Here is a 13636-nt window from a genome sequence, read left to right as displayed (position 1 = left end):
GGTTCCGCGGGCGCGGTGCCGGGAACGCGGGAAGGCCCCGTCCCGCCTCGGATGCCGAGGTGGGACGGGGCCTTCCCGTCCGCTAGTCGCGGAGGGGCATCACACCGCCAGCTTGTCCACGATCTTCTGGACGACCGCGTTCAGGGTGGCCGAGGGGCGCATGGCCTCGGACACCTTCTCCGGGGACGGGTGGAAGTAGCCGCCGATGTCCACCGGGGACCCCTGGACGGCGTTGAGCTCGTCCATGATGGCCTGCTCGTTCTCGGCCAGCTCGGCGGCGACGTCCGCGAAGCTGGCGGCCAGCTCGGTGTCGTCGGACTGCTGCGCCAGTTCCTGGGCCCAGTACAGGGCCAGGTAGAAGTGCGAGCCGCGGTTGTCGATCTCGCCGACCTTGCGGGACGGGTTGCGCCCCTCCTCCAGGAACGTCCCGGTGGCACGGTCCAGGGTCTCGGCCAGCACCTGGGCGCGCGCGTTGCCGTTGGACACGGCCTCGTGCTCGAAGGACACGGCCAGGGCGAGGAACTCGCCGAGGGAGTCCCAGCGCAGGTGGTTCTCCGCCACGAACTGCTGGACGTGCTTCGGGGCCGAGCCGCCGGCCCCGGTCTCGAACAGTCCGCCGCCGTTGATGAGCGGCACGATCGAGAGCATCTTGGCGGAGGTGCCCAGCTCCAGGATCGGGAACAGGTCCGTCAGGTAGTCACGCAGGACGTTGCCGGACACGGAGATGGTGTCCTGGCCCCGGCGCAGGCGGTCGATGGTGAAGTGGGTGGCCTCCTGGGGGTCCATGATCTCGATCTGCAGCCCCACGGTGTCGTGCTCGGTCAGGTACTGCCGGACCTTGGCGATGACGTTCGCGTCGTGGGCGCGGTTCTCGTCCAGCCAGAACACGGCCGGGGTCTGGGAGGCGCGAGCCCGCGTGACCGCCAGCTTGACCCAGTCGCGCACCGGGACGTCCTTGGTCTGGCACGCACGCCAGATGTCCCCGGCCTGGACCTGGTGCTCGATCAGCACGGCCCCGGAGCCGTCGACCACCTGGACGGTGCCGGCCTCCTCGAGGATGAAGGTCTTGTCGTGGGACCCGTACTCCTCGGCCTTCTGGGCCATCAGCCCGACGTTCGGGACGGTGCCCATCGTGGTGGGATCGTAGGCACCGTTGGCCTTGCAGTCGTCGATGACCACCTGGTAGATGCCCGCGTAGGAGGGGTCCGGAAGCACGGCCAGGGTGTCCTGCTCCTGGCCGTCCTTGTTCCACATGTGCCCGGACGAGCGGATCATGGCCGGCATGGAGGCGTCCACGATGACGTCCGAGGGCACGTGCAGGTTGGTGATGCCCTTGTCCGAGTTGACCATGGCCAGGTCCGGACCGTTCGCGTAGGCGGTCTCGATCTCGGCGCGCACGCCCTCGGCCACCTGGGGGTCCAGCGTGTCCAGCCCGGAGAGGATGGCGGCGAGCCCGTCATTGGCGCTCAGGCCGGCGGCGTCCAGCTCAGCACCGTACTTCTCGAACACGGCCGGGAAGTAGGCCTTGACCACGTGGCCGAAGATCACCGGGTCGGACACCTTCATCATGGTGGCCTTCAGGTGCGTGGAGAACAGCACGCCCTCGTCCTTGGCCCGCTTGATCTGGGTGGTGAGGAACTCGTCCAGGGCCTGGGCGGACATGAAGGTGCCGTCCACGATCTCGCCGGCCAGGACCTTGAAGTCGTCCTTCAGCACGGTGGTCTCGCCCTCGCCGTCCACGAACTGGATGCGGATGGTGCCGTCCTCGGGGATGATCACGGACTTCTCGTTGTGGAAGAACGCGTCCCGCTTCATGTAGGCGACCTTGGTCTGGGAGTCGGCCGACCAGGCGCCCATGGAGTGGGGGTGCTTCTTCGCGAAGTTCTTCACCGACTGCGGGGCACGGCGGTCCGAGTTGCCCTCGCGCAGCACCGGGTTCACGGCGGAGCCCTTGACCTTGTCGTAGCGGGCGCGCGCGTCCTTCTCCTCCGCGGTCTTCGGCTCGTCCGGGTAGGCCGGCAGGGCGTAGCCGTGGGACTGCAGCTCGGCGACCGCGGCCTTCAGCTGCGGCACGGAGGCGGAGATGTTCGGCAGCTTGATGACGTTGGCGTCATCGGTCTTGACCAGTTCACCCAGTTCGGCGAGGGCGTCGCTGACGCGCTGGTCCTCGGGGAGCACATCGTTGAAGGCGGCCAGGATGCGGCCGGCCAGCGAGATGTCCCGGGTCTCCATCTCCACGCCGGCGGTCGAGGCGAAGGCCTGGACCAGCGGCAGGAGCGAGCCGGTGGCCAGCATGGGTGCCTCGTCGGTATGGGTGTAGATGATCTTCGACATGAAGCGTCGCTCTCCTCACAGGGCGCAACCGGGTGACGGCCTCGCCGGGTCGTGGTGATGTTTCAATCCGGCCCTAATCTACCGGAGGCGGCCCGGTCCACCGATCCGGTGACCGGACCTCACCGCGCCGTCCCTCCCCGGCGCTCAGCCGTGGAAGAAGTGCCGGGCGCCGGTGAAGTACATGGTGATGCCGGCGGCCTCCGCGGCGGCGATGACCTCCTCGTCGCGGATGGAACCGCCGGGCTGGACCACGGCGCGCACGCCGGCGTCGATCAGGATCTGCAGCCCGTCCGCGAACGGGAAGAACGCATCGGACGAGGCCACCGCACCGCGGGCCCGCTCCGGCGCCCCGGTGCCGGAGACGTTCTCGGCACCGCCCGCCGTCGTGATCTCGGCGCCCTCGGCCCCGGCACCCGTCCCCACGTCCTGTGCGCCGGTCGAGGCGGCCCCCAGGGTGTTGGCGCGCTCGACGGCCAGCCGGCAGGAGTCCAGCCGGTTGACCTGACCCATGCCGACGCCGACGGTGGCCCCGTCCGAGGCCAGCAGCACGGCGTTGGACTTCGCGGCACGCACCGCGCGCCAGGCGAAGGCGAGGTCGGCGAGGGTCTGGCCGTCCGCGGCGGGACCGGCGGCCAGGGTCCAGGTGGCGGGGTCGTCGCCGGCGGCGTCGATCGCGTCCCGGGCCTGCAGCAGCATGCCACCGGAGACCTGCTTGTACTCCACGGAGTCCCGGGCGTACCCCTCGGGCAGGCGCAGCAGGCGAAGGTTCTTCTTGGCGGAGAGGATCTCCAGGGCCTCGGCGGAGAAGGACGGGGCGATGACGACCTCGGTGAAGATGTCCTTGACGGTGGCGGCCATGCCGGCGGTGACCTCGCGGTTGGCGGCGATCACGCCACCGAAGGCGGAGACCGGGTCGCAGGCGTGGGCCTTGCGGTGGGCCTCGGCGATCGGGTCGTGTCCCTGGGCGTCGGAGACCGGCGCCTCCTCGGACACGGCCACGCCGCAGGGATTGGCGTGCTTGACGATGGCCACGGCCGGGGCGTCGAAATCGTAGGCGGCGCGCAGGGCGGCGTCGGCGTCGGCGTAGTTGTTGTAGCTCATGGGCTTGCCGTGCAGCAGCTCGGCCTGGGCGATGCCGGGGGCGGCGCCGTCCTCCACGTACAGGGCCGCCTTCTGGTGCGGGTTCTCGCCGTACCGCAGGGTCTCGGCGCGCTGCAGCGTCACGCCGGCGTAGGGCGGGAAGACGGGCGAGGACGGGCTCAGGGCCGGCACGTCCTGCGCGACCTGGCCGGCACCGGTGACCGCGGCGTCGGCCTCGAGGTCGTCGTCGGCCTCGAACTGCGCGGCGGTCCACGAGGCCACGGCGTTGTCGTAGGCGGCGGTGTGGGCGAAGGCCAGGGCGGCCAGCCGGCGCCGGGTCCGCAGGTCGAAGCCCCCGGACTGCGCCGCGGCCACCACGTCGCCGTACCTCGCCGGGTCCACCACGACCGCGACGGAGGGGTGGTTCTTGGCCGCGGCCCGGACCATGGAGGGCCCGCCGATGTCGATCTGCTCGACGACCTCGTCCTGGCCGGCGCCGGAACGCACGGTGTCCACGAACGGGTAGAGGTTCACGACCACCAGGTCGAAGGGCTGCACGTGGAGCTGCTCGAGCTGGGCCACGTGGTCCTCGCGGCGGCGGTCGGCGAGGATGCCCGCGTGCACCATCGGGTGCAGGGTCTTCACCCGGCCGTCCAGGCACTCCTGGAACCCGGTCACCTCGGACACCTCGGTCACCGGGACCCCGGCGGCGGCAATCCGCTTCGCGGTCGAGCCGGTGGAGACGATCTGGACCCCGGCGGACTGCAGACCGGTGGCCAGCTCCTCGAGTCCGGTCTTGTCGTAGACGGAGATGAGGGCCCGCTTGAGCGGGACCCGGTCGAGCTGGATGGTCACTGGTGTGCTCCTGGGTGCTTCGGTCCGGTACGGCGGAAGTGCGTGAGGGGTGCCGGCCGGGCCGGGCGCCGCATCCAGTGTAGGGCGGGGCGGCGCGGGGCGGGCCGGGATGACGGGCGGGGACGACCGGGACCATCCCGGTGCCGGCGCCGGACGGCCCCCGGGCCGGGGCGGCGTCCGGGCCTCACTCGCCGTGGGACTGGGCCAGGTGCTCCACCAGCGTCGAGGCGCGTTCCTCGGTCCGGCGCTGCAGGCCGAACTCGGCGGCGAACAGCACGCCGTAGCCGAAGGTGTCCTCGCCGGCCTTGGCGGCCTTCTTCGCGGTCTGCAGCACGTGCTCCTGGAACATGATGGAGTCCCGGTGCTCACCCAGGGCCTCCTGCAGCTTCTTGGCCGTCTTCATGCGTGCCACCAGGTGGGCCCCGAGGTCCAGCCCGGTCGCGTCCTGGACGGCCTTGACCGCGTAGCGCAACCGCTTGGCCTCCTTGCGGACCTCGTGCATCAGCTCGATGCGGTGCTCCGGGTCCTCCTCGGCGGCAGCCCGCTCGGCCAGCTCCAGCACCGCGTCGACCTGCTCGGCGGCCAGCGGCTCCATGGTCCCGGCGGCGTCGGCGGCCCGGGCCTCGTCGACCTCCGGGTGCAGCGGCACGTCGCGGGCATAGGCGTCCAACCGGTCCAGGACGTCGAAGTACCACTGGGTGCGCATCCGCTTCAGGAGCTTGTCATGGGCCGTGGCGTACTCGTCGGCCTTGACCTTGCGCAGTCGCTTGACCGTCTTGCCGGGGACCCTCGCCGCCACCGGTCCATGGGCTCCACCGGGCAGGTCCTCCACCTTCTCGTCCACCTGGTCCCGGACCACCTCGGCGTCCCGGGCCACGGAGAGCAGCCGACCGAGCGTGCGCAGGTCCTTGTTCACCCCGGCGGTGGCGTCCGGGTCCAGCAGCGGCGCATAGGTCTGCAGGGTGGAGCGCAGGGTGCGGCACACCACGCGGAACTGGTGGATGGAGTCCTCCACGTCCCGCCGCACCAGGGGGTCCCAGCCCTTGAGCACCTTCATCTGGGCGCGGACGGTCTTCGTCAGCACGGCGTGCAGTCCCGGGGTGGTCCCCTCCGGGGCGTCGACCCCCTGGGGGTCCAGCGGATCGGCCGCCTTGCCGACCACCTTCTCCACCTTCGAGCCCGCTGCCGAGGGCCGGGCCCCGGAGTCCTGCAGGACCTTCCCGACGGCGTCCAGGAACCTCACGGTGCCCGAGGCCGGTTCCTCCGTGGGCGCCTCACGAGCGGCGCTCCCGTCTGCTCCCGCGGCGGCGCCGTCGCCCGCGCCCGCGGGACCACCGGCGGGCCGACCGTCACCACCGGAGGCCCCCTCCGGCGTCGGGCCCTGGCCTGCCACCTCCCGAACCTTCAGGGCGGAGTCCAGCAGGTCCGCGTCCACGACCTCGACCTCCCACTCCCGCCAGTGCTGGACGCGGGACTCGGAGCGGAACCCCACCGACATGGCGGCCACCTGGTCGTCGCAGACCTCGGCGAGCTGGCGGCCGTGGAAGTCCATCAGGTCCACCACCGAGCGCAGGGTGTTGAGCCGGGCGATCGGCCCGAGCGACTTGCCGCGCACGTGGACCTGCACCAGGTCCAGGATCCGGTCCGGGACGCGCACGCCCTCGGGCCCGGGCGCGACGTCGGCGCAGTCCTCCGTGCCCAGCGGGGACTGCAGTTCCAGGCGGTGTTCGCCGGACTTGATCTTCACGTGCCAGCCGGCGTCGGTCCCCCCGGTGCGCCGGCGCAGGGTCACCCCGCTGGCCGAGAGGTCGCGGTCCACGGTGTCGAAGTACACCGCCTCCAGGGCCACCGGCGGGCGGTACCGGACCTGGGCCACACCGCCCACGCCGTTGAGCCGGGGCAGGGACGCCTGGCCGTCGACGTCGTACTTGCGCTCGATCTCCACATGGACTGCGTCACTCATGGCACCATGATCCCAGAAACGGCGCCGAAGCCCCGGAAGAATCGAAACCCGCCATCACCTCCTCGAATTCCCGCACCAGCCCATCCTCGACCCTGCCCACGGGGGAGGAGATCGTCCAGAACCTGCCGTGGCGGTGGAACACCCAGGGCCGGGTCTTCATCGTCGGCGGCCTGGGATTCATGTTCGATGCCTGGGACGTCTCGCTCAACGGAGTGCTGATCCCGCTGCTGCGCGAGGAATGGGCCCTCAGCGCCGGCCAGGCCGCGTGGATCGGCACCGCGAACCTGATCGGCATGGCCCTGGGCGCCTTCGTGTGGGGCACCGTCGCGGACCGGGTCGGGCGCAAGAAGGCATTCGCGGCCACGCTGCTGGTCTTCTCGGTCTTCACCCTCGCCGGTGCCCTGACCGGCGGTATCGGCTGGTTCGTGCTGTTCCGGTTCCTGGCCGGATTCGGTCTGGGCGGCTGCATCCCCGTCGACTACGCCCTGGTCGGGGAATTCACCCCGCGCAGGCACCGGGGCACCGTGCTGACCGCCATGGACGGCTGGTGGCCGATCGGGGCGGCCGGCTGCGGCTTCCTGTCCGCCTGGCTGGTCGCCACGTGGGGTGACTGGAGGTTGCCTCTGCTCGTGATGATCCTGCCGGCGCTGCTGGTGTTCCTCGTCCGGCTGATGGTCCCCGAGTCCCCCCTGTTCCTCATCCAGCAGGGCCGCGAGGCCGATGCACGCAAGGTGATCGACGACATGGTCCGGCGCACCGGCGAGCCCGCGCGCGAGTACGTGCTGCCGCCCGTGCCGAAGCCGAAGCCGCTGACCGTGGGCGCCCTGGGCGAACAGCTGGCCTCGCTGTGGCGGTACTCCGCCAAGGTCACCCTCGTGTCCTGGGCGCTGTTCTTCACCATCATGCTCGTCTACTACATCGCACTGCAGTGGCTGCCGACCTTCCTCATCGACGCCGGTTACGAGCAGGCCCGGGCGTTCATCATGACCGGCGCCATGGCCGCCGTCGGGCTGCTGGGCGTGATCGTGGCCGCCTGGCTGGTGGAGAAGACCGGCCGCAAGTGGCTGCTGGCGGTCACCGCCGTGGCGTCCTCGTTCCTGATGGCCGGGCTGGCCGCGCTGCTGGACGTGCCCGCCGCCGTGCTGCCCCTCGTGCTGTCCTTCGGGTTCGTGGTCCAGGTCGCGATCCCCGTGCTCTACACCTACGTCTCGGAGCTCTACCCCACCGAGCTGCGCGGATCCGGCTTCGGCTGGGCCTCGGCCGTGTCCCGGATCGCCGCCGGCGTGGGCCCGCTGGTCTTCGTCGCCTGGCTGGTCCCGGTCATGGGCCTGGTCTGGTCCTTCGTGGTGACCGGCGTGCTGGTGGTGGCGGCGGTCGTGTTGATGATGGCCATGGCCCCGGAGACCAGGGGCCGCGAGCTGGAGGTCACGGAGGCCGCCTGAGCTCCGCCCCCTGGACGGTCTTCCCGCCGCCGTGCGGGCAGGACCGATGCGTCACACCTCGGGGGCAGACCCGGCCGGTGGTGATGGCCCGCACAGCGGGGTGACGGGTAGAGGTTGATAGATCAATCTCATGTGGGCGTGGCGTCGCTCGGGGAACCCCCGGTGGACACCTGGCCGTGGCCTCGGGGAAACCCGCATCGCAGAGGGTGGACCAGTCCGGCCGAGCCGCGGCCGGGCTCCATCACACCACCCAGGAGGGGTCCTGATGAACCACCAGCAGAGGAAGCGTGCCCGGCTGACCGCCGGCACCCTCGCCATCGTCGCCGCCGCCACCCTCGGCGCGAGCGCCGCGACGGCCGCGCCGTCGTCGTCCACCGGGGCCGGGCAGGCCCCCGCCCAGAGCCCCGCCCAGCAGGACGGGGCGGACTGGCAGGAGACCGCGTACCGCGGCGAGGTCGAGGTCGTCCGCAACGGCCGGACCGACCGCGAGACCGTTTCCGGCGCCGTCTTCGACGACAAGGACCGGGACTCGAACCAGGACGCCGGCGAGCCGGGTGTGCCCGGGGTGAAGGTCTCCAACGGCCGCGAGGTCGTCACCACGGACGGCCAGGGCCGCTACGAGCTGCCGGTCGAGGACAACATGACCGTGTTCGTCACCCAGCCGCGCGGTTATCAGGTGCCCGTGGACGAGGACAATGTGGCCCAGTTCTCCTACAACCACCTGCCCGAGGGCTCACCGGAGCTCAGGTTCGGCGGCATCGACCCGACCGGCGCCGTGCCGGCCGCGCTGAACTTCCCGCTCACCCAGAGCGGGCTGACCCAGGACCCCGAGCAGTCCTGCGTCATCGGTGGTGACGTCCAGACCTACACGGAGCAGGAGGTGGAGTTCGCCCGCGCCGGCGTGTTCTCCGACCTCGCCGCGCGGACGGACTACGCCGGCTGCGGCGCCCTGTTCATCGGTGACGTGGTGGGTGACGACCTCTCCCTGTACCCGAAGACCCGCGAGCTGGCCTCCATGCTCAACGGCCCGGCGCGGTTCCTGCCGGGCAACCACGACATGGACTTCGACGCCACCGAGCGCGAGCACTCCACGGACACCTTCCGGGCGAACCTGGGAGCGCACTACTACTCCTACGACGCGGGCAAGGCCCATGTGGTGGCCCTGAGCACCGTGGACTTCCCCGTGAAGGAGAACGCCCGCCCTGGTGACTACAACGGCAGTCTCGACACCCGCCAGATGGAGTGGCTGCGCAACGACATCGAGAACACCCCGGAGAACAAGGTCATCGTGCTCGCCGGCCACGTCCCGCTGCTCGACTTCGCCGACGAGAGCAGCAAGAAGCACCAGATCGACCAGGTCAGGGAGGTCTACGAGATCCTCGAGGGCCGCGAGGTCGTCACCCTGGGCGGCCACACCCACTCCCTGGAGAACCTGCGGGCGGGTGACTCGATGAAGGGCTGGAAGGACCTGTTCGGCGTGGACGAGCTGCCCTTCACCCACATCACCGCCGGCGCCATCTCCGGCGACTGGTACAACGGCCGGCTGCTCGAGGGAGGTTACCCCGAGGCCGTGCAGCGTGACGGCGCCATGCCTGGCGTGCTGACCCTGGACATCAAGAACACCGAGGTCACCGAGCGCTTCACCGTCCGCGGTGCCGACGAGGACGAGCAGATGTCCCTATCCGTGAACACCCCGCGCTACCGCGACTGGTTCGAGCAGTACAAGGGCCAGCGCGGCAAGGCCCCGGCCTTCGGGAACCCGCTGCAGGTCTCCCGCGCGGACCTGGCGGACACCACGTGGCTGACCACCAACTTCTGGATGGGCTCCACCGGCTCGGCCGTCGAGGTCTCGATCGACGGCCGCGAGGCCACCAAGGCCACCCGCACCCAGCCCCTCGAGGGCGAGGGTGCGCTCGTGGGCGCGGAGTACTCCGACCCGGCCGCGGTCCAGCAGCAGCTCGTGCACGGCGGCTCCCTCGCGGACCGCTCGATGCACCTGTGGCAGCTCGAGTTGCCGGAGGACCTGGCGGCCGGTGAGCACACCGCCGAGGTGACCGCCACGGACGTGCACGGCCGGGCGTTCACCGAGGAGATCACCTTCGAGGTGACGGAGTGATGCCCACGCGGGTCCTGGCGGCCTGAGGCCATCCTGCCGGCCCCGGAGTCCCGGCGATCCTGACGTGGTCCCGTGATCCTCACGGCATCACGTCCTGATCGCCGGGACTTCCCCGCCCTGCCGGGCTGTCTGCCGTTCGTGCCGCGATAGCGTGAGGGCACCAGACCCACGGAGTCCGACGAGGAGCGAGCCATGGCGGAACGGATGATCCAGGCGGGCGGCATCGAGCTCTGCACCGAGGCCTTCGGCGACCCGGTGGACCCGCCCCTGCTGCTCGTCATGGGCCTGGGCGCCTCGATGCTCTGGTGGGACGAGGGCTTCTGCCGCCTGCTCGCCGACGGCGGACGCTTCGTCATCCGCTACGACCACCGGGACACCGGTCGCTCGGTGGCCTACCCGCCCGGCCGCCCCCGGTACACGGGCCAGGACCTGGTGGACGACGCCGTCGGTGTCCTAGACGCCTACGGGCTCCCGGCCGCCCACGTGGTCGGCCTCTCCGCGGGCGGCGGGCTGGCTCAGCTGCTCGCCCTCGACCACCCGGACCGTGTGCTCTCCCTGGTCCTGATCAGCACCAGCCCCGCGGTGCCCGGGGATCGCCGATTGCCGCCTCCGACCCGCGATGTCCTGGACTTCGCCTCCACGGTGAACGTCGACTGGTCCGACCCCGCGTCCGTGGCCGACTACCTCGTCGGGTACGAGCGGATGATCACCGGCCCCGACCGCCCGGTCGACGTGGCCGCGGTGAAGGGTCTCGTGGCCCGTGACGTCGCCCGTTCCCGGGACATCCGGACGGTCCAGAACCACGACCTGCTGGAGGACGAGGAGCGCCCGCGGGGGCCGCTGTCCTCGATCACCGCACCCACGCTGGTCATCCATGGCGGTGCCGATCCGCTCTTCCCGCCCGCCCACGGGAGGGCTCTGGCCGAGGAGATCCCGGGGGCCCGTCTCCTGCTGCTCGAGGCGGCGGGCCATGGTCTGCAGCGGGCGGACTGGCAGATCGTGGCCGGCTCGATCCTGGAGCACACCGCGGCCGTCCGGTGATCCCTCACCCCCGATGCTGCAGGAACTCCCGGAACGTCATGGGTGCCGTCCCGGTGACCGCCTCGACGTCCCCGCTGACCACGTCCAGCTCACCCCGGGCGATCGCCGTATAGGTCGACACCCAGGCATCGGCCTGCCACGACGGCGGGTTCCACGCCCGGCGGGACGCGTACGCCTCCTCCACCGTCTCGTCGTGGAAGCGCACCTCGGTCCCCTCCACCTCAGAGGTGATCCGGGCGACCTCGTCGAAGGCCAGGGCCTCCGGCCCGGTGAGGCGATAGGTCCGCCCCGCGTGCCGGGCGGGGTCCTGGAGGACGTGCGCGGCGGTGCGGGCGACGTCCTCGTGCGCGACGAAGGCGCACCTCCCGTGTCCGGCCGGACCCCGGATGACGCCGTCCTCGCCCACCACCGCGCGGGCCATGTCCATGTAGAAGCTGTCCTGCAGGAACGTGTACGCCATGCCCGAGGCGAGGATGTCCCCCTCGGTCGCCGCGTGCGTCCTCGCCAAGGTGAAGGTCGCCTCCGGGCTCGCCCCCAGGAAGGAGGTGTAGACCACGTGCCGCACCCCGGCCCGCGCCGCGGCCGCGACGAACGCCTCATGCTCGGCCCGGCGGTGCTCGGACTCCGAGGCGGAGACCATGAACAGCACGTCCACGCCGGTCAGGGCCCTCGTGACAGCCCCGGCGTCCGCGTAGGGGGCCACGTGCACGGTGGTCCCCGGCAGCCCGGGCGCCCGCGAGGGGTCCCGCACCAGCAGTCGCAGCGGGATCCCGGCGCCGGCCAGCAGCCGCGCGACGCGGCCGCCGAGCTGCCCGGTGGCACCGGTGACGGCGATGGTGGGGTCTGACATGGACGGCTCCCGGACAGAGTCGCCGCACGGGCACGGCGAGAACGGATTCCCCATGGTATTCCCCGCCGGTGCCTCCACCCATCCTCCTGAGCGCGTCACGAGGGGCCCGGGGACGTCGCGGCGGTGCTCCCGGCAGGCCGTGCGGTGTAGGACCATGGACGCCATGGACATCCGCGACGAACGGTTCAGCATCCCCGTCGGTGAGGAGACCGTCACCGCCGCCTACGCCCGCCCCGGCTCCCCCACCGCCACCGTGGTGGTCGCGCACGGTGCCGGGGCCGGCATGGACCACCCCTTCCTCACCGGGTTCACCGGCGCCCTCAACGACGCCGGTGTGGCCACCTGGCGCTTCAACTTCCCCTACGCGGAGGCCGGGAAGAAGTTCCCCGACCGCGCGCCCAAGGCCGTCGCCACCTGGCGCGCGGTGATGGCGGCGGCCCGCGAGCGCACCGGGGGTGCTCCGGTCTGGGCGGCCGGCAAGTCCTTCGGCGGCAGGATGGCCTCGATGGCCGTCGCCGAGGGCATGGAGGCCGCGGGGCTGGTCTTCCTGGGTTACCCGCTGCACCCGCCGGGCAGACCGGAGAAGCTGCGGGACGAGCACCTCTACGGGCTCACGCTGCCCATGCTCTTCCTGCAGGGCTCCCGGGACACGTTCGCCCTGCCCGGCGAGCTGGAACCGGTGGCCGGGCGCATCGGGGACCATGCCGTCGTGCGCCGGGTGGCGGACGCCGACCACTCCTTCACGGTGCCGCGGGACCGGCGCAACCAGGAGCAGACCGGGGCCGGTCTGGCCCCCGCGGTGCTCGAGTTCATCGCCGGCGGCGCGTAGGGCCTACCGGACGCGCGGCAGGCGCATCAGCGCCTCGAGCGGGCCCACCTCGAACCGGCGGGTCCACAGCCAGGCGAAGAGCAGGGACGCCAGGCACAGCACGGCGGTGACCGCGTAACCGCCGGCCAGCGAGCCGGGTCCGGGCCGGACGAACACGGCCAGGGCCAGCAGGTGGCCCACGTAGACGGTCAGGGACAGCCGCCCCATGGCGGCCAGCGCCGGTGTCCATCGGGCCAGGAAGCGCTCCGCCGCCAGGCACGCACCGAGGATGCACAGTGCCGCACCGGTGCTCGAGATGAGCCACAGCGGCATCTGGGAGTGCCCGGTCACGGACACCAGCCGGTCCCAGCCGACCGTCCGCCCGGGCTCTCCGACCAGCAGGACCAGCAACCGGGAGAAGGCGTAGGCCCCGACGGCGGCCACCGCACCGCCCACCAGGAAGATGCGCTGAAGCCGTCCGTCCCGCAGGTCCAGCCGGCCGAGTACCATCCCGAGCAGGAACGGCGCCACCCACACGACGGCGGGATAGGACCCGGAGAACAGGATGTCGTCCAGGATTTCCGGCGGAGGGTCCACGAGGGTGGGTTCCTTGATGGTGAAGGCATCCGTGCCGTGCCGCACGGCCACCCAGAGGAGCGGGCCCGCCACGAGGAAGGTGGCGGACAGGGCGGCCAGCAGCCACGTCGGAGCCCTCAGCAGCGGCAGGCACACGATGAACAGCAGGCCGTAGAGCGGCAGGATGACGCTGGCCTCATGGCCGGCCATCTGCAGGGCCAGCCCGCCCACGAGCAGCAGGGCCGCCCGCCACACCACGGTCTGCCACGGCAGGGGACCACCTAACGGCCCTCGCGAGGAACGCGTGAGGATGGACATGCCCACGCCGGCGAGCAGCATGAACAGCACGGAGGACCGTCCCAGCGGGAGGTCGTAGAGCGTGCCGAACAGGCCGCCCTCACCCCGGGGGCCGACGTTGACGGCGATCATCCCGATGATCGCCAGTGCCCGCGCCACGTCCAGGCCGACCACGCGGCCGGTCCTCGGGGCAGGCTCGCCGGCACCGGCCGGGGGTCGTTCGGCCGGCCGGTCGTCGTCGGATTGCTGGAAGGAGGATGGGACGGCGCCCATG

At 71.6% G+C, this 13636-nt stretch carries 9 protein-coding genes; 4 read left to right on the top strand and 5 right to left on the bottom strand.

The window, feature by feature from the left end:
• Positions 1-99: 99 nt before the first annotated feature.
• From GGQ69_RS00865 to GGQ69_RS00855, 3 genes are all read right to left on the bottom strand, one after another.
• Positions 100-2334, bottom strand: a complete 2235-nt coding sequence (locus GGQ69_RS00865) for an NADP-dependent isocitrate dehydrogenase (protein WP_183523473.1) — start codon at positions 2332-2334, stop codon at positions 100-102.
• A gap of 144 nt (positions 2335-2478) precedes the next feature.
• Positions 2479-4269 carry a bifunctional phosphoribosylaminoimidazolecarboxamide formyltransferase/IMP cyclohydrolase gene (purH, locus tag GGQ69_RS00860; RefSeq protein ID WP_183523471.1) on the bottom strand — a complete coding sequence of 597 codons (1791 nt, stop codon included), beginning with the start codon at positions 4267-4269 and terminating at the stop codon, positions 2479-2481.
• Between the two features lie 184 nt (positions 4270-4453).
• Positions 4454-6232, bottom strand: a complete 1779-nt coding sequence (locus GGQ69_RS00855) for a CYTH and CHAD domain-containing protein (protein WP_183523469.1) — start codon at positions 6230-6232, stop codon at positions 4454-4456.
• A 179-nt stretch (positions 6233-6411) separates the two neighbouring features.
• Here GGQ69_RS00855 and GGQ69_RS00850 point away from each other — a divergent pair, with 179 nt between their 5' ends.
• The 3 genes from GGQ69_RS00850 (at position 6412) to GGQ69_RS00840 (ending at position 10831) form a co-directional block, all read left to right on the top strand.
• Positions 6412-7674 (top strand): MFS transporter, encoded by a 1263-nt coding sequence (locus GGQ69_RS00850; RefSeq protein WP_370577035.1) that lies wholly within the window; start codon positions 6412-6414, stop codon positions 7672-7674.
• A gap of 265 nt (positions 7675-7939) precedes the next feature.
• A complete protein-coding gene (locus GGQ69_RS00845) occupies positions 7940-9790 on the top strand; it encodes a calcineurin-like phosphoesterase family protein (RefSeq protein ID WP_183523467.1) in 1851 nt (616 codons plus the stop codon).
• Positions 9791-9982: 192 nt separating this feature from the next.
• Positions 9983-10831 (top strand): alpha/beta fold hydrolase, encoded by an 849-nt coding sequence (locus GGQ69_RS00840; protein ID WP_183523465.1) that lies wholly within the window; start codon positions 9983-9985, stop codon positions 10829-10831.
• Between the two features lie 4 nt (positions 10832-10835).
• On the opposite strand, the gene GGQ69_RS00835 is transcribed toward GGQ69_RS00840, so the two are convergent.
• Positions 10836-11681, bottom strand: a complete 846-nt coding sequence (locus tag GGQ69_RS00835; RefSeq protein ID WP_183523463.1) for an SDR family oxidoreductase — start codon at positions 11679-11681, stop codon at positions 10836-10838.
• Positions 11682-11844: 163 nt separating this feature from the next.
• Here GGQ69_RS00835 and GGQ69_RS00830 point away from each other — a divergent pair, with 163 nt between their 5' ends.
• Positions 11845-12510, top strand: a complete 666-nt coding sequence (locus GGQ69_RS00830) for an alpha/beta family hydrolase (RefSeq protein WP_183523461.1) — start codon at positions 11845-11847, stop codon at positions 12508-12510.
• Between the two features lie 3 nt (positions 12511-12513).
• Here GGQ69_RS00830 and GGQ69_RS00825 read toward each other — a convergent pair whose 3' ends face one another.
• Entirely contained in the window at positions 12514-13635 is a 1122-nt protein-coding gene (locus tag GGQ69_RS00825) for a DUF418 domain-containing protein (protein ID WP_183523459.1), read from the bottom strand.
• Position 13636 lies beyond the last annotated feature (1 nt).

Source organism: Micrococcus sp. TA1 (genome assembly GCF_014199555.1).
Lineage (GTDB): Bacteria > Actinomycetota > Actinomycetes > Actinomycetales > Micrococcaceae > Citricoccus.
Note: the sequence above shows the minus strand (reverse complement) of the source record. Positions and strands in the feature narration are given on the sequence as shown.